Source organism: Cupriavidus taiwanensis (genome assembly GCF_900250115.1).
Taxonomy (GTDB): domain Bacteria; phylum Pseudomonadota; class Gammaproteobacteria; order Burkholderiales; family Burkholderiaceae; genus Cupriavidus; species Cupriavidus taiwanensis_B.
This window is the reverse complement of the sequence record NZ_LT984804.1, coordinates 2744063-2764502: the sequence shown is the minus strand read 5'-3', so window position 1 is coordinate 2764502 and position 20440 is coordinate 2744063. Positions and strand designations below refer to the sequence as shown.

The 20440-nt window shown below is 70.4% G+C and carries 21 protein-coding genes; 10 read left to right on the top strand and 11 right to left on the bottom strand.

Annotated features, from left to right (window positions below):
- Positions 1–57: 57 nt before the first annotated feature.
- Positions 58–432 (bottom strand): PHA-granule associated protein 4, encoded by a 375-nt coding sequence (locus CBM2586_RS29070; RefSeq protein ID WP_115665894.1) that lies wholly within the window; start codon positions 430–432, stop codon positions 58–60.
- A 141-nt stretch (positions 433–573) separates the two neighbouring features.
- Complete coding sequence (locus CBM2586_RS29065; protein ID WP_115691317.1) at positions 574–3411, bottom strand: M16 family metallopeptidase; 2838 nt, start codon at positions 3409–3411, stop codon at positions 574–576.
- Between the two features lie 119 nt (positions 3412–3530).
- On the opposite strand from CBM2586_RS29065, the gene CBM2586_RS29060 reads away from it, so the two are divergent.
- Genes CBM2586_RS29060 through thpR form a run of 3 tightly spaced genes read left to right on the top strand, consistent with a single transcriptional unit; the run spans position 3531 to position 6106 of the window.
- Positions 3531–5012, top strand: coding sequence for a DNA-3-methyladenine glycosylase 2 family protein (locus CBM2586_RS29060; RefSeq protein ID WP_115691315.1), 1482 nt, complete (start codon positions 3531–3533; stop codon positions 5010–5012).
- Positions 5009–5509 (top strand): methylated-DNA--[protein]-cysteine S-methyltransferase, encoded by a 501-nt coding sequence (locus CBM2586_RS29055; protein WP_115665897.1) that lies wholly within the window; start codon positions 5009–5011, stop codon positions 5507–5509. Before CBM2586_RS29060 ends, CBM2586_RS29055 begins: the two co-directional genes overlap by 4 nt.
- A 15-nt stretch (positions 5510–5524) precedes the next feature.
- Entirely contained in the window at positions 5525–6106 is a 582-nt protein-coding gene (thpR, locus tag CBM2586_RS29050; protein WP_115691313.1) for an RNA 2',3'-cyclic phosphodiesterase, read from the top strand.
- Here thpR and CBM2586_RS29045 read toward each other — a convergent pair.
- Complete coding sequence (locus CBM2586_RS29045) at positions 6090–6713, bottom strand: LysE family translocator (RefSeq protein ID WP_115665899.1); 624 nt, start codon at positions 6711–6713, stop codon at positions 6090–6092. The genes thpR and CBM2586_RS29045 overlap by 17 nt on opposite strands.
- Positions 6714–6845: 132 nt before the next feature.
- Here CBM2586_RS29045 and CBM2586_RS29040 point away from each other — a divergent pair, with 132 nt between their 5' ends.
- The 3 genes from CBM2586_RS29040 (at position 6846) to CBM2586_RS29030 (ending at position 9969) form a co-directional block, all read left to right on the top strand.
- Positions 6846–7724, top strand: coding sequence for a LysR family transcriptional regulator (locus CBM2586_RS29040; RefSeq protein ID WP_115691311.1), 879 nt, complete (start codon positions 6846–6848; stop codon positions 7722–7724).
- Between the two features lie 209 nt (positions 7725–7933).
- Complete coding sequence (locus CBM2586_RS29035) at positions 7934–8698, top strand: flagellar brake protein (RefSeq protein WP_373456965.1); 765 nt, start codon at positions 7934–7936, stop codon at positions 8696–8698.
- Between the two features lie 95 nt (positions 8699–8793).
- Positions 8794–9969, top strand: coding sequence for an NAD(P)/FAD-dependent oxidoreductase (locus tag CBM2586_RS29030; protein ID WP_115691306.1), 1176 nt, complete (start codon positions 8794–8796; stop codon positions 9967–9969).
- A gap of 24 nt (positions 9970–9993) precedes the next feature.
- On the opposite strand, the gene CBM2586_RS29025 is transcribed toward CBM2586_RS29030, so the two are convergent.
- The 4 genes from CBM2586_RS29025 to CBM2586_RS29010 form a co-directional block, all read right to left on the bottom strand.
- Positions 9994–10842, bottom strand: a complete 849-nt coding sequence (locus tag CBM2586_RS29025) for an IclR family transcriptional regulator domain-containing protein (protein WP_115665903.1) — start codon at positions 10840–10842, stop codon at positions 9994–9996.
- Positions 10843–10934: 92 nt separating this feature from the next.
- Complete coding sequence (locus tag CBM2586_RS29020; RefSeq protein ID WP_115691304.1) at positions 10935–11360, bottom strand: DUF6691 family protein; 426 nt, start codon at positions 11358–11360, stop codon at positions 10935–10937.
- Positions 11361–11363: 3 nt separating this feature from the next.
- Positions 11364–11798, bottom strand: a complete 435-nt coding sequence (locus tag CBM2586_RS29015; RefSeq protein WP_115691302.1) for a YeeE/YedE family protein — start codon at positions 11796–11798, stop codon at positions 11364–11366.
- A gap of 235 nt (positions 11799–12033) precedes the next feature.
- The gene (locus tag CBM2586_RS29010) at positions 12034–14331 is read right to left on the bottom strand and encodes a patatin-like phospholipase family protein (RefSeq protein WP_115691300.1); all 2298 of its coding nucleotides are present in this window, start codon (positions 14329–14331) and stop codon (positions 12034–12036) included.
- A 246-nt stretch (positions 14332–14577) separates the two neighbouring features.
- Here CBM2586_RS29010 and CBM2586_RS29005 point away from each other — a divergent pair, with 246 nt between their 5' ends.
- From CBM2586_RS29005 to CBM2586_RS28995, 3 genes are all read left to right on the top strand, one after another.
- On the top strand, positions 14578–14802 hold the full coding sequence (locus tag CBM2586_RS29005; RefSeq protein WP_115691298.1) for an oxidoreductase-like domain-containing protein: 225 nt from the start codon (positions 14578–14580) through the stop codon (positions 14800–14802).
- Positions 14803–14813: 11 nt separating this feature from the next.
- Positions 14814–15677 (top strand): NAD-dependent protein deacetylase, encoded by an 864-nt coding sequence (locus CBM2586_RS29000; protein ID WP_172587145.1) that lies wholly within the window; start codon positions 14814–14816, stop codon positions 15675–15677.
- A gap of 378 nt (positions 15678–16055) precedes the next feature.
- Positions 16056–16973, top strand: a complete 918-nt coding sequence (locus tag CBM2586_RS28995; protein ID WP_115665909.1) for a DMT family transporter — start codon at positions 16056–16058, stop codon at positions 16971–16973.
- 46 nt (positions 16974–17019) lie between these two features.
- Here CBM2586_RS28995 and CBM2586_RS28990 read toward each other — a convergent pair whose 3' ends face one another.
- The 3 genes from CBM2586_RS28990 to CBM2586_RS28980 form a co-directional block, all read right to left on the bottom strand.
- Positions 17020–17574 carry a DUF1439 domain-containing protein gene (locus tag CBM2586_RS28990; protein WP_115666531.1) on the bottom strand — a complete coding sequence of 185 codons (555 nt, stop codon included), beginning with the start codon at positions 17572–17574 and terminating at the stop codon, positions 17020–17022.
- A 101-nt stretch (positions 17575–17675) separates the two neighbouring features.
- Positions 17676–17879: a SlyX family protein gene (locus tag CBM2586_RS28985; RefSeq protein ID WP_115665910.1), complete on the bottom strand. Its 204-nt coding sequence runs from the start codon at positions 17877–17879 to the stop codon at positions 17676–17678.
- 95 nt (positions 17880–17974) lie between these two features.
- Positions 17975–18400 carry a VOC family protein gene (locus CBM2586_RS28980; protein WP_115691294.1) on the bottom strand — a complete coding sequence of 142 codons (426 nt, stop codon included), beginning with the start codon at positions 18398–18400 and terminating at the stop codon, positions 17975–17977.
- Between the two features lie 290 nt (positions 18401–18690).
- Between CBM2586_RS28980 and CBM2586_RS28975 the strand changes: the two genes are divergently transcribed.
- Positions 18691–19638, top strand: a complete 948-nt coding sequence (locus CBM2586_RS28975; protein ID WP_115691292.1) for a LysR family transcriptional regulator — start codon at positions 18691–18693, stop codon at positions 19636–19638.
- Between the two features lie 15 nt (positions 19639–19653).
- On the opposite strand, the gene CBM2586_RS28970 is transcribed toward CBM2586_RS28975, so the two are convergent.
- Complete coding sequence (locus CBM2586_RS28970; RefSeq protein WP_115691290.1) at positions 19654–20430, bottom strand: enoyl-CoA hydratase; 777 nt, start codon at positions 20428–20430, stop codon at positions 19654–19656.
- Positions 20431–20440 lie beyond the last annotated feature (10 nt).

Here is a 20440-nt window from a genome sequence, read left to right as displayed (position 1 = left end):
ACGTAATCGAAGCCGCCCGCAGGGCGGCTTCTTTATTTTCTGGTGAACGCAGGCCGCTTATTGCGGCCACACTCCATCCACCTCGCGCAGCAGGTGGCCGGCGAGAATATAGTCCCCGAGCCGCGTGGCCTTGGCTTCGAGGTCGAGCAGTTCATGGTCCGCCAGCGTGCCGAGATCGAACTGGCAATAGAGATTGCGTTGACGGAATGTGGCCTTGGGTTTGGCCAGCCCTTCGATCAGGGCTTCGCGGGAACGGACGGCGATGCTTTCTTGTCCGCGGTACTGCACCTTGATACCGCGCTTTTCTCCGAGCCTGCCGAGTTCGACGGCGTCCTGCCAGCCGGTCTCGTAGTCCAGCTCAAGCGCCAGCACGCCTTCCGAGGACAGAAGCCTGAGCGCTTCTGCCTTGCTGCCAGCTCGCACGATTGACATCCACACCTCTTGTATCGACTTATACTGTACGAATATACAGTCAACCCGGGGTCGGGGCAAGGCCCTGGCGCCGCGTTGCCTGCGCTCGCGGATGGCGCCACCGCCCGGCGAGTATGGTTGCAGATCTATGTCAGGCGCATGTCAGAGGCGCGCGGGCGGCCTGTCTGCGGCGTCGTTGCTGCCGGCTTCGTTGCCGGCGCTCGAGCCGGTCGCCGTGCTGGCGGGCGTGCCTGCCGCCGCCCCGGCGAAGTCGCCGGCATAGGCGCGTGACAGCGTGGCAGGCTGCATGTAGCGCCGGATGGCGCCGTTGACCGCCTCAGGAGTGGCGTCGCGCAGGCGTTGTTCGAGTTCCGCGGTAAAGGCCATGGTGCGGCGCAGGTAGAGCTGGGTGGCCAGCGTGCCGGCCAGCGCGGCGTCGTTGCTGCGGCTGACCATGCCCTGCTGCAGCAGGCCGCTGACGGCCTCGGCCAGTTCCTGCGCGCTGATGCCGTCGCACACCAGCCGTTCCAGTTCGTCGCTGACGGCGCGCTGCACCCGCGCCAGGCTCTGCGGCGCGTACTGTGCGCGCACGCCGAAGCGGCCGGCGCGGTCGAGCGCGCCCACCTGCACCCAGCTGTACGCGCCGTAACTCACGCCGTCGCGCTGACGCAGCCGGTCCGCCAGCCGGCTGCGCAGGCTGGCGCCGCCCAGCACGCGGTTGGCAATCATCATCAGCGCATAGTCGGGCGCATCGTTGGTCAGGTCGATCGGGGCGGTGGCCAGGTACACGGCGTTGGCCTTGCCGGGCGTGGGAAGGGTGAACTCGGCGGGCGGGATCGGCACGAACGGACGGTCGACGCGAGCATACGGCTGCGGCGCGGTCCAGTCGCCAAACCAGGCCGCGGCCTGCGCCACGGCAGCCGCGCCGTCGAAATCGCCGACCAGGCTCAGCTGCGCATCCCCCGCGCCGTAGAAGCGGGCATGGAAGTCGCGCACCTGCGCCAGCGTGGCCGCGCGCAGGTCGGCGATATTCTCGCCGATGGTGCGCGCATGGCGGGGATCGCCCGCGGGGTAGGGGTCGCCGTGCCGGCCGAGCGCATTGGAGGCCAGCACGCCGGGTTCGCGCTGCACGCTTTCGAGTTCGGCGATGCTGGTCTGGCGCAGGGTCTCGAACTCGGCCTCGGGAAAGGTCGGCGCGCGCAGCAGGTCGCGCAACAGCGCCAGCACCTCCGGCAGGTGCGCGCGGCGCGTCTCGAAACTGACCGTCACCTGCTCCGGGCCGCCCGCAATGCCGACCCGCGCGCGCAGGGCCTCGATGCGGTCGGCGATCTGCTGGCGGTCCATGCCGGCGCTGCCGCGGCGAAGCATCGCGGCGGTCAGCGCACCCACCGTGGTCAGCCCCTGCAGGCTCTGCGCATCGCCCATGCGCAGCACCAGCACGCCGTGCACCACTTCACCGCGCGCGGGCTTGGGCAGCAGCGCCAGCTGCATGCCGTTGGCGAGCGTGTGGCGGGTGGTATGGGCTTCGATATTGGCGGGACTGGGATCGAATGCCGCCACCGCGGCCAGCGCCGGCCTACCCTGGTAGCCATTGACCATCGCCGCGATGTCGGGCACCGCCGGCACCTGCGCGCGCTGCGGCTGCTCGGCCGGCAGGAATATGCCCAGGGTGCGGTTCGAGGCCTGGAAGTAGTTCAGCGCCACGCGCTGCACATCGGCCAGCGTGGTGGTCTCGATGCGGTCGCGCGCCAGGAAGAACAGGCGCCAGTCGCCCTTGGCGATGGCTTCGGACAGCGCAATCCCCAGTGCGCCGGGATCGTTCATGTACTGCTCGTAGGCATTGCGCATGCGCACGCGCGCGCGCTCCAGCTCGGCCTCGGTCACGGGCGCTTCGGCAAAGCCCTCGATCTGCGTGATCAGCCCGGCGCGCGCGGCCGCGAGCGACTGGTCTTTCGAGGCCTGTGCCATGAACAGCAGCGCGCCCGGATCCTTCATCGCATAGAACGCGCTGCCGATCGACGCCGCCTGGCCGCGCTCGACCAGCGCCTTGTACAGCCGCCCGCCGGGGGTGTCGCCCAGGATGATGGTCAGCAGCGACAGCGCGGTGGTGTCGGGGTGCGCGCCGGGGCTGACATGATATTGCGCGGCCACCAGGCGGGTGTCGCCGGGGCGCATCACTACCAGCTCGCGCGCGCCTTCCTGCGCGGGCTCGACCGTGGGTTCCGGCGGCAGGACGCGCTGCGGGCGCGGAATCGGCCCGAAGTAACGCTCGATGCGGGCCAGCGTGGCGGCGGGATCGAACTTGCCCGCCACCACCAGCACCGCGGTGTCGGGCTGGTAGTAGCGGCGGTAGAAGGCGCGCAGGTTGTCGAGGCTGACGTTCTCCACGTCGCTGCGCGCGCCGATCGGGGCCTTGCCGTAGTTGTGCCAGCGGTAGGCGGCGGCCATGGTCTGCTGCATCAGCATGCGTCCGGGGCTGTTCTCGCCCATTTCCATCTCGTTGCGCACCACCGTCATCTCGCTGTCGAGGTCGGCGCGCGCGATCACGCTGTTGACCATGCGGTCGGCCTCCATGCGCAGCGCCCAGTCGAGGTTGTCGTCGCTGGCGGTGAAGGTCTCGAAGTAGTTGGTGCGGTCCTGCGCGGTGGTGCCATTCACGCTCATGCCGCGCCGCGCGAACTCGCCCGGGATGGTCTTGCCCGGCAGCGACGGCGTGCCCTTGAACAGCAGGTGCTCGAGCAGGTGGGCCATGCCGGTCTCGCCGTAGTTTTCGTGGCGGCTGCCGACCAGGTAGGTAATGTTGACGGTGGTGGTGGGCTTGGCGGCATCGGGTGCCAGCACGATGCGCAGGCCGTTGGGCAGGCGGTGTTCGGTAATGCCTTCGACTGTCGCCACCTGCACCGCCTGCACCGCCCGCACCGGCGCTGCCGAAGGCTGCGCCAGCGCCAGCGGGCAGGCCAGCGTGGCGAGCAGTGACAGGTGCAGGGCGGTGCGGCGCATGAATTCTCCGATGGCAAGGATAAGAGCAGGGCAACTGTGCCCCAACCGATCCCCGCGCGCCAGAGGGAAATGTCCGAAACCAGCCGATGCGCGCCGGCATCTGGCGGTAGCATGCCGTCATGAACCTGGATCCCGATACCTGCTACAAGGCGGTGGCCTCGCACGACCGCCGCTTCGACGGGCGCTTCTTCGTGGGCGTCTCGTCGACGGGCGTGTACTGCCGGCCCGTGTGCGCGGTACGCACCCCCAAGCGCGAGAACTGCTCGTTCTATGAAAGCGCCGCCGCGGCCGAGAAGCATGGCTTCCGCCCGTGCCTGCGCTGCCGCCCGGAACTGGCGCCGGGGCATGGCCTGGCCGATATTTCCGGCCGGCTGGCGCAGGCTGCCGCCACGCTGATCGACGAAGGCTTCATGGCCGACGGCAGCGTGGCCGCGCTGGCGGCGCGTATCGGCGTGACCGAGCGCCACCTGCGGCGGCTGTTCGATGCGCAGTTCGGCGTATCGGTGCTGGAGTACGCGCAGACCCAGCGGCTGCTGCTGGCCAAGCGGCTGCTGGCCGACACCGCGCTGCCGGTGACGGACGTGGCGCTGGCGGCGGGCTTCGGCAGCGTGCGCCGCTTCAACGATGTGCTGAAGACCCGCTACGGCCTGACGCCGCTGGCGCTGCGCCGGCGTGCCGCCGAGGGCGTGGCCGACCAGCTGGTGTTCGAGCTTGGCTACCGCCCGCCGTTCGCCTGGGAAGCGTGGCTGCGTTTCCTCGCCACGCGCGCGGTCGACGGCATCGAGGCCATCCGCGACGGCGCCTACCTGCGCACCTTGCGCGTGGAGTCCGGCGGCACCGCCCATCTCGGCTGGGTGCGCATCGATCATGTGCCGCGCCGGCTGGTGTTGCGCGTGACGCTGTCGGCGTCGCTCGCGCGTGTGATTCCGCAAGCGCTGGGCCGGGTGCGCCGGCTGTGCGACCTGGGCTGCCGTCCCGACGTGGTGGACCGGCACCTGGGCGAACTGGCCGAAGCGATGCCGGGCGTGCGCCTGCCCGGCTGCGTCGATGGCTTCGAGATCGCGGTGCGCGCGGTGGTGGGGCAGGTGATTTCGGTGGCGCAGGCGCGGCGCATCCTGGCCGCGCTGGCGCAGCGCGCGGGGCCGGCGCTGGACGGGGCGGCGCCGGAGGGCCTGCGTTACACCTTCCCGAACGCCGCCGCGCTGGCGGCATTGCCTCAGGCTGCGCTGGGCGAGGCCGGGGTGTCGCCGGGCAAGGCCCGCACGCTGCAGGCGCTGTCCCGCCGCGTGGCCGACGGCACGCTGGTGCTCGACCCCCACACAGCGCCGGAGCAGGCGGTGGCGGCGTTGCGCGAGATCGACGGCATCGGCGACTGGACCGCGCAGTATGTCGCCATGCGCGCGCTGGGCTGGCCCGATGCCTTTCCCGGCACCGACTATGCGCTGCGCAAGGTGCTGGGCGTCAGCACCGCGCGCGCGGTGCACGAACGCACCGCGCAATGGGCGCCGTGGCGGGCCTACGCCGCGATCCATCTGTGGCATCGCTACGAAGCGATGAAGGACACGCCGCCCGCCGCGGCGCAAGCGGAGACCATCCCATGACCAGCTATCGCCATATCGACAGCCCGCTGGGCACCGTGCTGCTGCGTGCGCGCGACGGGCACCTGACCGGCCTCTTCTTCGCGGGGCAGAAGTACCATCCCGCCGGCATTGCCGACAGCCGCGACGTGCCTGCTGCCGACGCCGCGGTGCTGGACCGCGCCGCCACGGAGCTGGCCGAGTATTTCGCCGGCCGCCGCGACACCTTTACCGTGCCGGTGCGCTTTGCCGGCAGCCCGTTCCAGCAGCGGGTGTGGCAGGCGCTGCTGGACATTCCGTGCGGCGCCACCGCTTCCTATGGCGAACTGGCGCGCACGCTTGGGCTGCCGCCGACGCATGCGCGCGCGGTAGGCGGCGCGGTCGGCCGCAACCCGCTGTCGGTGATCGTGCCCTGCCATCGTGTGCTGGGCAGCGCCGGCGCGCTGACCGGGTACGCCGGCGGCATCGAGCGCAAGCGCGCCTTGCTGCGGCGCGAGGGCATCGCCGCCATGACGGGCTGAAGCGGCCGCGTAGCGATGGCACGCCTGTTCATCGCGGTGGAGGTGCCGCCCGCACAGGCGGCGGGGCTGCTGTCCACACTTCCTCCCGCGCCCGGCGTGCGCGCCGCGACGCCCGCGCAGGTCCACCTGACCCTGCACTTCCTCGGCGAAGGCCTGGGCGAGGCCGCACCGGCTGCCGACCTGCTCGATGCCGCGCTCGCGGCGTTGCGCACTCCCGCGTTCACGCTGCAGACGTATGGCACCGGGCGCTTCCGCAGTGGCCCGGGCTCGGTGCTGTGGGCCGGGCTCGCGCCCGGTCCGGGACTGGACACGCTGCGCGCCTTGCACGCCGAAGTCGGGCAGGCGCTGGCGCAGGCCGCCGGCTTCCCGCCGGAGCGGCGGCGCTTCCATCCCCACGTGACCCTGGCCCGCTGCAAGCCGATCGTGCCCGAGGGCGCGCTGCGCGCCTGGCTTGATGCGCACCGCACGCTGGCCAGCGCGCCGTGGCGTGTCGCGCGGCTGGTGTTGTTCGAAAGCCGGCTCGGTCCGCACGGCCCGCAACACCTGCTGCGCCAGGCCTGGCCGCTAACTGCGCCAGAGCCTACGCCAGGTTGCTGAAGCCCAGCGCCACGCCCAGTCCGCACAAGGCAGAGCCGATGGCACGGTCCAGCAACCGCTGGCGCCGCAGCATGGCCGCGCGCAGCGCCGGCGCGGTGAACACCCACGCCACCACGCCGAACCACGCCAGGTGCGCCACTGACATGAACCCGCCGTAGGCCCACTGCACCGGTGCCGGGGTATGGGCGTCGAGCACCTGCGTGTAAGTGCTGACGACGAACAGCGTGGTCTTCGGGTTCAACGCATTGGTCAGGAAGCCCATGCGCAGCGCGGCCAGCGGAGCCAGCGCGCGGCCGCGGTCCAGGTCCAGCGTCGGCGCGTCCCGCTTGCGCAGCGTCTGCAGGCCGATCCAGACCAGGTAGGCCGCGCCCAGCGCCTTCACCACCGTCAGCACGCCATGCGCGTGCGCCATCAGCAGCGAGACCCCGAACATCGTATAGAGCACATGGACCTGCACGCCCAGGGCGATGCCGAGCGCACTGAGCAGGCCGGCACGGCGGCCGTGCAGATAGCTGTTGCGGGTGACCATGGCGAAGTCTGGGCCGGGACTGATCACGGCCAGCACGGTCACCGTGGCGACTGCCAGGGATTCAGCGAGAGGGGGCATATTTCGGTCAGATTATGTTGTGTTTTCTGGCCGGTCCCGGCTCGCGGGACCAAAGCGTACCCAATTCTGCGAGCCGAAAGGCGCGTCAACAACCGATATATACTCGCGCGGTTCCGTGAGAAAAACTGACCGATGCACTGGCTGGGATGGATCCGATTCTTCGAGGCGGCGGCGCGCCACGAGAGCTTTGCCCGCGCGGCGGAGGAGCTGCACCTGACCCATGGCGCGGTCAGCCGGCAGATCCGCCAGCTCGAGGACACGCTCGGCGTGGCGCTGTTCGAGCGGCGCAACCGCGGCGTCTTCCTGACCGAGGCCGGGCGCGCGCTGTTCGCAGCGGCGACGCAGTCGATGGAGGGGCTGGCCGCCGCGGCCGCGCGCATCCGCACGCAGCCGCCGGGACGGGCGCTGGTGCTGTCGTGCGAGCCGACCATCGCCATGCGCTGGCTGATCCCGCGGCTGCCGCGCTTTGCCGCGCGCCATCCCGACATTCCGCTGCATCTGATGGCGGCGGGCGGGCCGATCGACTTTGCGCGCAGCGGTGCCGACCTGGCGCTGCGGCGCAACGACTTTGCCTTCGATGCGCGCTGGCATGCGCGCGAGGTGGTGCAGGAACGCGTGGGCCCGGTGTGCCGGCCCCAGGCGGCCGAGGGTGCCGCGGTGGCGCCGGTGCGGTTGCATACGCGCACGCGGCCCGAGGCCTGGCAGCGCTGGCAGGGGGCGTGCCCCGATGATGCGGCCCGTTTGCGCCTGGACGGCGACGCCTGGTACGAGCATTTCTATCTGAGCCTGCAGGCCGCGGCGGCGGGCCTGGGCTGGGCCATGGCTTCGCAGCTGATGGCCGCCGACGAGATCGCCGACGCCCGGCTGGCAGCGCCGTTCGGCTTTGCGGCCGACGGCTCGGCCTACCACCTGCTGTCGCCGGCGCCGTTCGAGCACGATACGCGCCGGCTGGCCCTGCTGGCATGGCTGCGCGAATGCGCGCAGGCCACGCTCGCGCCGCAGCAGGCCTGAAAGCCGCGCCAGCGCTACCCCCCGGAAGTCTGTCCTCAAGTTCTGCCACAGATTTGCCGAAGTGAGAGCATCGGTCTTGCCGGCCTATGGTGCAGGCGCTTAACATGCGCGCGCGGCCGGCGGGCCGGTGCCGCCGACGGGCTCCCGGCTGGACCGCGGCTGTCCATTGAATGGTCGCTACCAGCCCCCTCCAGAAGTTGCGTGAATCTATGAACCAGCACGACGCCCCCGGGCCAGCCGATCCTGGCGCCGATCCCGACGCCGAAGCCGAGCCGGCGGACGAGCGCTATCGACTGACCCACAATTCGCAGATCGGCACGGTGCTGCGCGACCTGGCGTGGCAGAAGTGCATGCTGAGCGTGCGCACCCGCAACGCGCACCAGTTCGTCACCTCGATCCTGCATGTCGACCCGGTCAACCGCACCTTCGTCTTCGACTGGTGCAACGCCGAGCCCGAACGGATGTCGCTGATGACATCCGACGAGAACGCGTTCTCAGGGCTGCTGCGCGGCGTGCCGGTCAACTTCGTGGTGGGCCAGCCGGCCGCCACGCGCTATGAAGATGGTCCCGCCTTCGTGGTCGAGTTTCCGGAAATGCTCTATCACTTCCAGCGCCGCCGCCATTTCCGCGCCCGCACGCTGGTGACCAAGGGCTACCGCTGCGAGATGCCGTTGCCGGACAAGACCGTGCTCGGCCTCGATATCGCCGACCTGTCGCTGTCCGGCGTGGGCCTGCGCTCCAGGACCGTCACCGCCGACCACCTGCCGGTCGGCACCACGGTGGCGAAGTGCCGGCTCGACTTCCGTGAGCTGGGCAAGCTGGAGCTGGACATGCAGGTGGTCGGCCACTGGCTGGTGGGCCACGACGACAGTGCCATCCACCACTTCGGCTGTGCCTTCGTCAATCCGGACGGGCGCATCGAGAACTTCCTGCAGCGGCTGGTGTTCGCGCTCGAACTGGCGCACCGCGGCTGAGACGCCGCCCCGGACCCGGCGCGGACCCGGCGCGGATCGCGCCCGGTTTACGCTACATTGCCCGCCAGTTCGCATGACACGGGAGGCGCACGGCAATGGTCCACAGCGATCCGGCTCCGGCCGGCGGCAAGCAGTTTTCGGCTGACTACCTCGTCATCGGCGCCGGCATCGCCGGGGCCTCGGTGGCGTACTGGCTGGCGCGCGCGGGCAGCGTGATCGTGCTCGAGCGCGAGGCGCAGCCGGGCTATCACGCCACCGGCCGTTCGGCGGCGCTCTACCTCGAAAGCTACGGCACGCCGCAGGTGCGCGGCCTGACCATGGCCAGCCGCGCCTTCCTCGACGCCCCGCCCGCGGGGTTTGCCGATCATCCCGTGCTGTCGCCGCGCGGCGCCATGATGCTGGCGCGCCCGGGCGAACAGGACCAGCTCGACGCGCACTGGCAGGTGCTGGCCGGGATGGGCGCACGGGCGCAGCGGCTGGACCAGGCCGGCGCATGCGCGCTGGTGCCGGTGCTGCGGCCGGAACTGGTGCTGGGCGCGGTGCTGGAGCCCGATGCCGCCGACATGGACGTGCACGCCCTGCACCAGGGCTATCTGCGCGGCGTGCGCCATCATGGCGGCGTGATCGCCTGCGGCGCCGAGGCCGGGGCGATCGAGCGGCGCGACGGACTGTGGCACGTCCATGCCGGCGCCGACATTTACCGCGCGCCGGTGCTGGTCAACGCGGCGGGCGCGTGGTGCGACGTGGTGGCGGCGCGCGCGGGCGTGGCGCCGGTGGGCCTGCAGCCATGCCGGCGTTCGGCCTTCGTCTTTGCCCCACCCGAAGGGATCGATGTGTCGCGCTGGCCGATGTTCTATGGCTTCGACGAGACCTGGTACGTCAAGCCCGATGCCGGCATGCTGCTCGGCTCGCCGGCCAACGCCGATCCGGTGCCGCCGCACGACGTGCAGCCCGAGGAGCTGGACATCGCCATGGGCATCCACCAGATCGAGGCCGCTACCACGCTGACAATCCGCCGCCCCGCGCGGACCTGGGCCGGATTGCGCTCGTTCGTCGCCGACGGCGACCTGGTGGGCGGGTTCGATGCCGAGGCGGAAGGATTCTTCTGGGTGGCCGCGCAAGGCGGCTATGGCATCCAGACTTCGGCGGCGATGGGCGAGGCCTGCGCCGCGCTGGCGCAGGGCCGGCCGTTGCCGGCGCATGTCGCCGACCACGGCGTGACCGCGGCGATGCTCAGTCCCGCGCGGCTGCGCGGGCACGCGGGCCGATAGGCCCACAGCCGGCCAGCGGCAGGATCAGGAGCCGATCATCCGGCCGATCGCGGCGGCGGCTTCGCGCATTGGCGCCAGCAGCCGCGTGATCATGTCCGCTTCGGAGACGCGCGCGGCGCGCACGCTCACGCTCAGCCCCGCCAGCACGATGCCCGAGGCCGAGCGCACCGGCACGGCCATGGCGCGCAGGCCGGGCTCCAGCTCTTCATCGACGATCACATAGTCCACTTCGCGGGCGCGTTCGAAGCAGGTTTCCAGTTCCTGGCGCGAGACCTTGGTCTGCAGCGTGCGCGGGCGCAGCTCGGCATGCTCGAAGAAGCCGTCGAGCACCGTGGCGGGCTGGTGCGCCAGCAGCAGCCGGCCGTTGGAGGTGCAGTAGGCCGGCAGGCGGCTGCCCATGCCGAGCGAATAATTGAGCACGCGCTGCACTTCGGAGCGCACCAGGTACAGGATGTCGGTGCCGTCCAGGATCGCCAGGGTGCAGGTCTCGTGGATGCGCGCGCTCAGGTTGTCCAGGATCGGCTGCGCCAGCGACACCAGCGAGGTCGACGAGAAATACGCGTGCCCCAGGTGCAGCACGCGCGGGCGCAGCGCGAACTGCCCGTCCTGCTGGCTGACATAGCCCAGCTGCTCCAGCGTATACAGGCAGCGCCGCACCGACGCGCGCGAGAGCTGGGTGCGCTGCGCCACCTGCGAGATCGTCAGCGGGCGCTTGCGCTCGGAAAACGCCTCCAGCACGGTCAGTCCACGCGCCAGCGACAGCATGAAATTGGGGTCGCCGGCAAAGCTGGCGAGCAGATCGGCCTGGGGCCGGGCAACGCGGACGGTGTCGGCCTGGGCATGGCCAAGACCGATGGGGCGGAGGACATCCATGGGAGGCTGGGAGTGGTCTACGGTCGTTCGATAATCGCGCAATGGTAAACCCCTCCGGCCCTGCGGGCCAGTTGGTTGCATGCTGCGCTGCATCATCGGCGGCGCCTGGTGACGGTTTCGGCCACCTCGAACAGCGCCATGCCCGCGAGCATGGCCACCACGAAGCCCCACGCCTTGGCATAGCCCGCAGCCAGCGCGACCAGCGCCGGTCCCGGGCAAAAGCCCGCCAGGCCCCAGCCGGCACCGAACGCGGCACTGCCCAGCAGCAGGCGCGGCGTGAGCGCTGTCAGCGCGGGCCACTGCATCGGCAGCCCGAGCCACGAGTGCCGGCGCCGGCGCGCCAGCGCAAAAGCCGCCACGCCGACCAGGATCGCCCCCGCCATGACGAAGGCAAGCGACGGATCCCACGCTCCCGCGAGGTCGAGAAAGCCCAGCACCTTGGCCGGGTTGGCCATGCCGGACAGAATCAAACCGAGGCCGAACACCAGTCCGGCCAGCAGCGCCAGCAGCGTGCCCATGGTTCAGCCTCCCACTATGTGGCGCTGCACCAGCACCGTCAGGAAACCGGCCGCCATGAAGGTCACGGTGGCGGCCAGCGAACGCACCGAACCGCGCGACAGGCCGCATACGCCGTGGCCGCTGGTGCAGCCGCCGGCGTAGCGCGTGCCCACGCCAACCAGCAACCCGGCCACCAGCACCTCGGTCCAGTCCGCGTCGATGCGCGCCGCGGGCATGGCATCGAAGGCGGCGGCCAGCCACGGCGACAGCAGCAGCCCGATGACAAAGGCGGCGCGCCATGCGCTGTCGCCTTGCGGCAGCCGCAGCAGGCCGCCGACGATGCCACTGATGCCGGCAATGCGGCCCAGGCCGAGGATCATCAGCGCCGCCGCGAGCCCGATGACGAGCCCGCCGGCCAGCGACAGCCACGGCGTGAAATGCTGGAGGTCGATCTGCATGAAAGTTGCGCGCGGAATCGGGCGCGGAGGCGGCCGCAAGTGCGGCCCAGGGCAGGGATTATAGGCGCGCCGGCGTCGGCCACGCGCCCATAAAAAAGTCGCCGCTGGGGAAGCGGCGACCGGGGAAGGCGTCATTCAAGAGGGGGTCTTGGTGACAGGAAAAGTATAGACATTTGAATTAAGACATTACATACAACTTTGGTGGGGTAAGGCGGGCGCACATTGTTGCACCGCGTCAGAACGGTTTGCCCAGGAACAGATAGAAGCTGTACACGCCCGCCGCAGCGCGGCCATAGGCCAGGTACAGCGGTCCCAGCGGACTGTCGAGTGCCAGGAACAGCGACCCGGACTTGAGCAGCCCGGTCGGGCTGCCAGGCACCAGCGGGTCGCCCACGCGCCCGGCTTCCAGCGAGAAGCCGGCGTAGACGCCCTGCAACAGGGTCTGCCGCGCCAGCTTGTTGTAGTACACCAGCCGCGCAAACTGCAGGTTGCCGCCCATCAGCTGTCCGGTGGCGTAGCCGGACTGCTGCAGGAAGCCGCCCCACTGGAACAGGTCGTAGTTCGGCAGCGGCTTGCCACCGGGATTGCCGCCGACCTTGAAGGCGAACGACAGCGTATGGTCGCCGAAAGAATGGGCATAGATGCCGTCGGCCTGCGCCTTGATATAGGTCTGGTCGGCGCCGAGCCCCGGTTGCGAGGCGTAGATCCGCAACCCGCCCGCATAGCCGAAGCGCGGAAAGTCCACGCTGTCGAGCTGGTCGAAGAACAAGCGCCCGGTGACGGCGCCGCGCCGGATACTGCCTGGCCCTGGCGCCAGCGACGCCGGGCCGGTGCTCAGCGTGGCATGCTCCGTGCCCGACTGCACCCCGACGCGCAGCTCGCCATATTTGGTGAACTGGCTGCCGACATCGAGCGCAAGGTCGAAGCGGCGCACGTCGTAGGTGGCGATGCGCGTGCTGCCCCGGAACACATTGACCGGGCGCCGCTCGAGCTCGATGCGCGGTGCGATAAAGAAGAACTGGCGCGTGTCCAGCGGCTGGTAGAACTCGCTCGCCAGTGCCGAGGTCTGGCCCACCTGCACGTCGGTGCGCCATTCGGCCCCGAGCGCATTGAGCCAGGTGCGCCGGTAGCTTCCCACCAGGTTGAAGTACGCATCGCCGCGGAAGTCCGAACTCAGGCCCAGCCCGAAGCGCAGGTAGTCGGGACCCCACGACTTTTCCACCGCATTGACCGTCAGCACGCGCCGGCCGGGCTCTTCCAGGATGCCGTAATTGACGTGCTCGAAGTCGCCGGTGCCGAACAGGCGGCGCATGTCCTGGTCCAGCGCGGCCTGGTCGATCGGCTCGCCCGGGCGGGTTTGCATCACCGCGGTGGCGTAGTCGGGATTGACGCGATGCAGCGGCGCCAGCCAGATCTCGTCGACGGGGCGGGTGTCGGGCGGTTGCACCGCCTGCTGGGCCGCGCGCAGCTCGGCATACTGCGCCGGCGGCAGCGCCAACGGCGCAAGGCGGTCGGCGACCTTGCGCGCGGCGGCCTCGCCGATCGGGATGGTGGCCGTCAGGTGGTCGAAGTCGGTCGCGGAGAAGTCGCCCAGCGCGGGCTCGATCAGCACGTCGGTGGGCCGCAGCGAGGCCAGCGACGCGCGCACGTTCTGCTCGGTCAGGATGTTCAGCATCTGGCCGGTTACGCCGATGACCGAGGTCAGTTCCTCGCGCTTCATCAGCGACGTGCCTAGGTTCACGGCGATGACGATATCGGCGCCCATGCTGCGCGCCACGCCCACCGGCAGGTTGTCGGTCAGGCCGCCGTCGACCAGCAGCCGGCCCTCGTATTCCGCCGGCGCCACCGCGCCCGGCACCGACATGCTGGCGCGCATCACGTTGGCCAGTTCGCCCTGGCTGAACACCACCGGCGTGCCCGCCACCAGATCCGTCGCCACCGCGCGGTACGGGATCGGCAAGCGGTCGAAATCGCGGTAGCCCGGCGTCCTGGCCAGTTGGCGCAGCACGGTCTCGAGCTGCACGCCGGAAACCGCGCCCTTGGGCAGCAGCAGGCCGCTCGCCTGCACGCCGATCTCGGGCGTGAGGAGGTTGGTGTAGTCGTCCTGCTTGCGGCGGATGGTCAGGTCCTGGCGCGGCGGCCGTTCCTTGAAGAGCTTGTCGGTGCTCAGGCCGGCGACCAGCCGTTCCATCTCCGCCGGACCCATGCCGGAGGCGTAGGCGCCGCCGACCAGGGACCCCATGCTGGTGCCGGCGATGCAATCGACCGGAATATGCATCGCCTCCAGCACCTTGAGCACGCCGATATGCGCGGCGCCGCGCGCGCCGCCGCCCGACAGTACCAGGCAGATGCGCGGGCGGCCCGCCGGGGCAGGCTGCGCATGGGCAGGGACCGCGGGGCTCGCGGCGGCGCCGGCGTCGTGGTCGGGCGCCGGGCGCTCCGCGGCCGTCGCGGCGCCGGCAGCCAGCGCGATGGCGGCAAGCAGGCGCTTCGCGCCGGCGTGGCGCAGGCGCTGGTGTGGGGCTGCCTTCATGGCTCGATCGGGGTCGCGGTCCGCTGCGTGGCCGGTTGCCGGGGCGGGAAGTCCGGTTATCTTCCGGCAAAACGTGGTGTGCGGGCCCCTGTGCGCGCCGCCCGCCAAAACAATTCAACACGCGTCTCGGAAGCATTCAGATCGGCTGCGGGCGCTGCCACGGCCGCGGGGCAGCGGCGGGCGCGCCGGAATATACTGGGGGCTGGTCTGCCCTGGCGCCGCGCGCGCGATCCGCAAGTGTCTCAAGTGTCCCCCGTAGTCCCCGTCGCCACTGTCGGCGATGTCACGGTTTCCCCTGACGATCCCCGCCCGGAGCCGCCGGAGCGGCCCGCCGACGGCGAGTGCTGCGGCTCCGGCTGCGATCCCTGCATCTTCGATTACTACTACCAGGAGATGGACCGCTACCGCGAAGCGCTGCGGGCCTGGGAAGCGCGGCAGGCCGCGCGCCATGCCGAGGATGCGGCCGGTTGAGCGCGCCGACGATGCCGCCGTCGCATCCTTCCCCGGCAGCCGGCGCGGCGCTGTTCGATTTCGTGCGGCGCCATCCGCGCCTGTTGGTGCTGACCGGCGCCGGCATCAGCACCGATTCCGGCATTCCCGGCTACCGCGACGCGCGTGGCCAGTGGCAGCGCTCGCCGCCGATCACGCTGCAGGCCTTTCTCGGCTCGCACGCCGGGCGCCAGCGCTACTGGGCGCGCAGCATGCTCGGCTGGCCGCTGGCTGGGCAGGCGCGGCCCAACGCTGCCCACCACGCGCTGGCGCGGCTCGGCGAACAGGGCCGGATCACGGCGCTGGTCACGCAGAATGTCGACGGCCTGCACCAGCGCGCCGGCAGCCAGGGCGTGATCGAACTGCACGGCAGCCTCGCCAGCGCCATTTGCCTGGACTGCGGCGCCAGCCACGACCGCGCCGGCCTGCAGGACTGGCTGGTGTCCCGCAACGCGGCGCTGCGCGACGTGATCGCCCCACCCGCCGCCGATGGTGACGTGCATTTCGAATCGCCGCTGTTCGCGCAGTTCCAGGTGCCCAATTGCGGCCATTGCGGCGGCATCCTCAAGCCTGACGTGGTGTTCTTCGGCGAGTCCGTGCCGCGCACGCGTGTCGACGCCGCGCGCGCGGCGCTGGCGGACGCGGATGCGATGCTGGTGGTGGGATCGTCGCTGATGGTTTATTCGGGCTACCGCTTCTGTGTCTGGGCCGGCGAGATGGGCAAGCCGGTGGCCGCGCTCAACCTGGGCACCACGCGTGCCGATGCCATGCTGGCGCTGAAGGTCGAGGCCGGCTGCGCGCCGGCGCTGCGGCAATTGGTATCGCGGCTTGAGCAAGACACTGCAGGATCTCGTTGACGCGGGCGCCATGCAGGCATAGCATCGCCACACCGCTTTGATCGACGCCGGTCGATCTTTCTTCAAGGCTTCCGATTCCCACCATGACCGCAGACCGCCAACGCCCCGTCATCGCCGCGCCTCCGGGCCGCGCGTTGCCGTGCCCGCGTCGCCAGGCTGCGTTCACATCTGTCGCGCCGCCGCCGCCATTCTCGGGCGGCGCACACCCGCCGCCGCGCGGCTGACGGGCACGCGCCCCAGCCTTTCTCGTCTCCGGTAGTCACGCCTGCGTGTGCCCGCGCGCACGGCAGCCGCACGCCCGTGCGCTGCCGCCGTGCCATTGGCCGCATGCGGATGCGCGTCGCCGGAGCCTGCCAAGCTGATGACAGATGACAAGCCATGACCCACCACGAAGACTGCGCGGCGCGCTTCGACGCCGCGCGCGACGCCCTTGCCACGCATGCCACGCGCGCCACATCCTCCGCCCTCTGGGCCACGCCGCTGTTCGTGCTGCTATGGAGCAGCGGCGCCATCGCCGCCCGGCTGGCGCTCGACCACGCCACGCCATTTGCCCTGCTGACGCTGCGCTTTGCGCTGGTCTGCGCCGTGCTGGGCGCGCTCGGCCTGGCGCGCAGGCGCCTGCTGCCGCCGCGCGGCGAGCGGCTGCACACGGCCTGCGCGGGCCTGCTGCTGATCGGCGGCTACGCCGTCTTTTATTTTCTGGCGCTGGACCACGGCATGACGCCCGGTGTGCTGGCCACGGTGCTTGGGGCGCAGCCGATGCTGACGCTGCTGCTGACCGAGCGCCGCGCCAGCGCCGCGCGCCTGGGCGGCCTGGCGCTGGCGTTTGCCGGCCTGGCCATGGTGGTGGCCGACAGCCTGCTGCTGGCCCGGCTGTCGCCGGCGGGCGTACTGTGCGCGCTGGCCGCGCTGGCCAGCATGACCGTCGGCGCCATCCTGCAAAAGCGCAGCCCGCGCGCGCCCGCCGAAGTGCTGCCGCTGCAGTACGGCGCAAGCCTCGCCGCCTGCCTGCTATGCCTGCCGTTCCAGCCCTTCGCCTTCGAGGCATCGCTGGCGTTCGCCGCGCCGCTGCTGTGGCTGGCGCTGGGGATCTCGATCGGCGCGACGCTGCTGTTCTACCGCCTGATCCACGCCGGCAACCTGGTCAACGTGACCAGCCTGTTTTACCTGGTGCCGGCGGGCACCGCGGCGCTGGATTACCTGTTGCTGGGCAACCGCATGGCGCCGCTGGCGCTGGCGGGGATGGGGGCGGTGCTGGCGGGGTTGGGGTTGGTTTTCCGCGGCACCAAGGGCTGATGATGCGGCAAGTGGAGCGGGGGAGAGGCGCGGCCCGAAGGCGCGCCTACCGCTGCTTCACCTCCACCCTGACCTCATCCTTGCCCACCGTGATCGCCCCCGGTTCCACCTCCTTGCCGCCCACGCGCAGTTCCTCCGGCTTGAAGGTATAGATCGGGTAATCCTTCAGCAGCTGCTGCGCCACCACGGCGCCGATGGCATTGAGCTGTTCGCGGTATTGCGCCATGCCGGTGACATCCACCTGTTGCACGGTCGGGTTGTCGAGCAGCACCGCGCGCCTGGCCGGGTCGTAGCGCACGCCGCTGTTCAGCGCCAGCTTGCCGTCGACGGGTGGCGCAGGCAGCAGGGTATTGGTCAGGCGTGCGTCGACATGGGTGGTGATGCGGTTGCTGGCTTCATCCAGCACCAGCCGCGGGTGGCTGAGCCGGACGCTGACGACTTCGGCGTAGCGCAGCGTGGCGGGAAAGCGCTTGTCGAGTTCGGTCTGCAGTTCCTGGCGGGTCAGGGAATATTCGCCGGTCCAGATGTTGTAGCCGGCCAGGGCCGGCGCGGTTCCGGCGACGCAGGCGGCGGCAAGCAGCAGGGAAGGTTTCAGGCGCATGTGCGGGATGGGGCGCGCCATGGGACGCCGCCTTGATGGAATCAGCCTGTCAGACCGCATCGCAGTGGGTCGCGTTCCGTCACATCGGCCAGGGTGCCGGCTCAGTAGTGCGGCGGGATTTCCTGCAGGGGATCGGCTTCGGCCGCGGTGGTGGCGGCGCTGCGCACCTGCTGGTACAGCGCGCGGAACTGCTCCTGCAGCAGATCGATCTGCCGCTGCTGGCGCGCCACGGTGCTGTTCAGGGTATCGAGCAGGTCTTCCTGGAAGGCGAGCTTGATTTCGAGTTCGTTGATGCGATCGTCCATGGCTAGGTTTCTCCGGCGGGCGGCGCGCATTGTAAACCGATCGCCGGGCTTGTCGCCCGCAGCGCGCGCCGCTGGCCGGGAACCTGCTCGCTGGCTTATTTAGGCGCGGTCAGCAGCATCCACATGATGCCGAAACGGTCGGCCACCATGCCGAACTGGTCGGCAAAGAAGGTCTTGTCCAGCGGCATCAGTACCTGGCCGCCTTCCTTCAGGCCGTTGAAGGCCTTCTCGACCCCGGCCTTGTCGGGAAAGGTGATCGCCAGGCCGAAACCCTGGAAGGCGGGCTGGTTCGAGCACTGCCCGTCGGAGGCCAGGATGATGCTGTCGCCGACCTGGAACTCCAGGTGCATGACCTTGTCCTGGGCGCCCGCGCCGGGCTGGCAGCCTTCGCCGCCCTTGCCGGCGTCGGGGTTGTCGGCGAAGGTCATGCGGGCGTTGACCTTGGCGCCAAGGGTCTGCTTGTAGAACTCGACCGCTTCATCGCAACGGCCTTCGAAAAACAGATAGGGCTGGACTTTCATGACAACTCCTGTGAAGGGGCGGCCCGTGGGGCAGCCGGGATCTCGGCATGGGGCGCCGGTTTGCAAGCCAAGAACCTCAGGCCGCCAACCGGTGCGCCGGCAATGGCGCGCACCTTTGTGTACGCCGTCCACAATACCTTAGCAAAGAAAATGGACGGCGTCCACATTAACTGCGCGAGGCGGCGCGTGGGGCGGCTGCGGGAACGCCGGCAGGGGTGCACTAAAATGGCCGGCGAGAGCGCCCGCGCGGCGCCAACCGTTTCGACTGCCGCGGCCCGAATGGAGTTGCCTTGCGTTACGAACTGACCGACCTGCGCCTGTTCCAGGCCATTGCCGATGCGCAGAGCCTGTCGGGCGGCGCGTCGGCCACTCACATCACCGCGTCGGCTGCGAGCTACCGCCTGAAGAACCTGGAGCACGCCATGGGCACGCCGTTGTTCGTGCGCAGCGCGCGCGGCATGGAGCTGACCCCGGCGGGCGAAACCCTGCTGGTCCATGTGCGCGAATTGCTGCTGGGCGTGGAGCGCATGCATGGCGAGGTCGGGCGCTTCTCTGCCGGGCTGAAGGGCAATATCCGGCTGCTGGCCAACAGCAGCTCGCTCAACGGCTTCATTATTCCCAGCCTGAGCCGCTTCCTGCTGGCCAACCCCGACGTCAACATCGACCTGGAGGAGCGTGCCAGCCAGGCTATCCTGGCCGCGGTGGCGGCGCATGAGGCCGATGTCGGCATCCTGGCCGGGGATTTCCACGCCGGCGACGACGCGGCGGGGGTGCGCTCGGTGCGCTACGCGCGCGACGAGCTGATCCTGGTGATGGCGGCGGACCACCCGCTCGCGCGCGAGCCCGAAGTGCGTTTTGGCGCGGCGCTGGCGTTCGACTTTGTCTGCATGAGCCGCACCAGCAGCAACTTCCTGTTCCTGCGCGAGATGGCGCAGCGCGCCGGCAAGGGCCCCAACGTGCGCCTGCATGCGCACAGCTTCGATGCGGTGCTGTCGCTGGCCGAGGCCGGCGTCGGCGTGGCGCTGGTGCCGCGCAGCGTGGCGGCGCAGGCCCTGCGCGAGGCGCGTGTGGCGGAGGTGCGGCTGGCCGAGCCGTGGGCGCTGCGCGAACTGAGTCTGATCGTGCGCGCCGACGGCAAGCTGCCCGCGTTTGCCGAGGCCTTTGCGCAGTTCCTGCTCAACGATCCGCGCGTGGTGGCCACGCGCGAAGGCGGCGCCGTGGCGGCGACGGCGCCGTAACTGCCGGTCGGCGCTTCAGCGCTTGCGGTTCAGGAAGGCCGCCATGTGCTGCTGCGGCTCGCCGGTGTCGAAGGCGCTGCCGAACTCGGTCACGCTGTTGCCGATCGAGACCTCAAGCGGCGCGTCTTCCCACTCGCGCAGTAGGCGCTTCTGCTGGCGCACCGCGACCGGACCGAAGCCGGCCAGCAGCGCGGCCACACGCTCGACTTCCAGGTCCAGTTCGGCCAGCGGCACCACGCGGCTGACCAGGCCCCACTGCAGCGCCTCGGCCGCGTCGGAGATCTCGCCCGTCAGCAGCATCCAGGCGGTGCGCGCATTGCCGATCAGGCGCGGCATCAGCGCGGCATGGATCACCGACGGGATGCCGACCTTCACTTCCGGCATGCCCAGTTGCGCGGTGTCGGCGGCGATGCGCAGGTCGCATGCCAGCGCCAGTTCCAGCCCGCCGCCCAGGCACCAGCCCGGCATGCGCGCGATCACCGGCACCGGCAGGTGGCGCACGGCATCGCACAGGCGGCGCAGGCCGCTGATGAAGGCCTCGGCGCTGGCGCGGTCGAGCGCGGCCATTTCCTTGATGTCGGCACCGCCGATAAAGCCCTTGTCGCCGGTGCCGCGCAGCACCAGCACGCGCAGCGCGTCATGGGCGGCCAGCGCTTCGAGCGCGCGCGTGAGCGAGGCGATCACCGGCGTGCTCAGGATATTGAGCGAGCCCGCCTCGCGGATGGTGACGGTGGCAATGCCGCGCGCGTCGATCTCGACGCCGGCGTGCGGTTCCTGCAGAAGTGTGCTCATGTTGGTCCTG

What these genes read in the sequence shown, in the direction of transcription:
- CBM2586_RS29070 (WP_115665894.1), bottom strand. Translation starts at nt 432, where the DNA reads ATGTCAATCGTGCGAGCTGGCAGCAAGGCAGAAGCGCTCAGGCTTCTG.
- CBM2586_RS29065 (WP_115691317.1), bottom strand. Translation starts at nt 3,411, where the DNA reads ATGCGCCGCACCGCCCTGCACCTGTCACTGCTCGCCACGCTGGCCTGC.
- CBM2586_RS29060 (WP_115691315.1), top strand. Translation starts at nt 3,531, where the DNA reads ATGAACCTGGATCCCGATACCTGCTACAAGGCGGTGGCCTCGCACGAC.
- CBM2586_RS29055 (WP_115665897.1), top strand. Translation starts at nt 5,009, where the DNA reads ATGACCAGCTATCGCCATATCGACAGCCCGCTGGGCACCGTGCTGCTG.
- thpR (WP_115691313.1), top strand. Translation starts at nt 5,525, where the DNA reads ATGGCACGCCTGTTCATCGCGGTGGAGGTGCCGCCCGCACAGGCGGCG.
- CBM2586_RS29045 (WP_115665899.1), bottom strand. Translation starts at nt 6,713, where the DNA reads ATGCCCCCTCTCGCTGAATCCCTGGCAGTCGCCACGGTGACCGTGCTG.
- CBM2586_RS29040 (WP_115691311.1), top strand. Translation starts at nt 6,846, where the DNA reads ATGCACTGGCTGGGATGGATCCGATTCTTCGAGGCGGCGGCGCGCCAC.
- CBM2586_RS29035 (WP_373456965.1), top strand. Translation starts at nt 7,934, where the DNA reads ATGAACCAGCACGACGCCCCCGGGCCAGCCGATCCTGGCGCCGATCCC.
- CBM2586_RS29030 (WP_115691306.1), top strand. Translation starts at nt 8,794, where the DNA reads ATGGTCCACAGCGATCCGGCTCCGGCCGGCGGCAAGCAGTTTTCGGCT.
- CBM2586_RS29025 (WP_115665903.1), bottom strand. Translation starts at nt 10,842, where the DNA reads ATGGATGTCCTCCGCCCCATCGGTCTTGGCCATGCCCAGGCCGACACC.
- CBM2586_RS29020 (WP_115691304.1), bottom strand. Translation starts at nt 11,360, where the DNA reads ATGGGCACGCTGCTGGCGCTGCTGGCCGGACTGGTGTTCGGCCTCGGT.
- CBM2586_RS29015 (WP_115691302.1), bottom strand. Translation starts at nt 11,798, where the DNA reads ATGCAGATCGACCTCCAGCATTTCACGCCGTGGCTGTCGCTGGCCGGC.
- CBM2586_RS29010 (WP_115691300.1), bottom strand. Translation starts at nt 14,331, where the DNA reads ATGAAGGCAGCCCCACACCAGCGCCTGCGCCACGCCGGCGCGAAGCGC.
- CBM2586_RS29000 (WP_172587145.1), top strand. Translation starts at nt 14,814, where the DNA reads ATGCCGCCGTCGCATCCTTCCCCGGCAGCCGGCGCGGCGCTGTTCGAT.
- CBM2586_RS28995 (WP_115665909.1), top strand. Translation starts at nt 16,056, where the DNA reads ATGACCCACCACGAAGACTGCGCGGCGCGCTTCGACGCCGCGCGCGAC.
- CBM2586_RS28990 (WP_115666531.1), bottom strand. Translation starts at nt 17,574, where the DNA reads ATGCGCCTGAAACCTTCCCTGCTGCTTGCCGCCGCCTGCGTCGCCGGA.
- CBM2586_RS28985 (WP_115665910.1), bottom strand. Translation starts at nt 17,879, where the DNA reads ATGGACGATCGCATCAACGAACTCGAAATCAAGCTCGCCTTCCAGGAA.
- CBM2586_RS28980 (WP_115691294.1), bottom strand. Translation starts at nt 18,400, where the DNA reads ATGAAAGTCCAGCCCTATCTGTTTTTCGAAGGCCGTTGCGATGAAGCG.
- CBM2586_RS28970 (WP_115691290.1), bottom strand. Translation starts at nt 20,430, where the DNA reads ATGAGCACACTTCTGCAGGAACCGCACGCCGGCGTCGAGATCGACGCG.